The sequence below is a fragment of the Leptotrichia sp. oral taxon 879 str. F0557 genome, from assembly GCF_000469385.1.
Taxonomy (GTDB): Bacteria; Fusobacteriota; Fusobacteriia; order Fusobacteriales; family Leptotrichiaceae; genus Leptotrichia; species Leptotrichia mesophila.
On the sequence record NZ_KI271313.1, the window covers coordinates 1 to 720 of the forward strand.

General features: G+C 37.6%; 1 pseudogene. It reads left to right on the forward strand.

The window, feature by feature from the left end:
• Positions 1-59: 59 nt before the first annotated feature.
• A pseudogene (locus HMPREF1552_RS12765) lies at positions 60-720 on the forward strand (IS30 family transposase); the annotation flags it as partial.

The window sequence follows — 720 nt, forward strand, 5'->3', positions numbered from 1 at the left end:
ATGCAAAAGCTGCTAATAAAGGAAGAAATTCAAAGATAACCTCCGAACTGAAAAATCTGATAGAAGACAGGCTCTGCAAAACCTGGTCACCTGAACAGATTATTGGGAGGGAATTAAAAGGAATCCTGTCCTTTAAAACTATCTATAACTGGCTGTACAGCAATTTTCTGGATGTTTCCCTGAATGTTTTAAGAAGAAAGGGAAGGAGAGCTAAAATTAAAGAGACGAGAGGAAAATTTAATATTGGAAAAACAATTGAAGAAAGGCCGTCTGAAGTAAGTACAAAGGAAGTTTTTGGGCATTGGGAAGTGGATTCTGTAGTTTCATCAAGAGGGGAAAGCAAAGCCTGTTTTGCAACATTTGTGGAGTTAAAGACACGGTTTTATGTAGCAATGAAGCTGGAAGACAGAAGTAAAAGTTCAATGCTTGAAGCAATAAAGTAGCTGACAACCAGTATTCCCAAAGGAGCATTTAAGACTTTTACATCAGACAGAGGAAAGGAATTTTCATGCTGGGAAGAGGTGGAAAAGCTGGGAATAGATTTCTATTTTGCAGATCCGTACTGCTCTTGGCAGAGAGGCTGTAACGAAAACAGCAATGGTCTTCTGAGAGAATTTTACCCTAAGAAGACCGATATATCAAAAATAGAGACGGAAGACCTGATAAAGAACTTAATGCTAATAAATTCAAGACCAAGAAAATGTTTAAACTATGCAACAC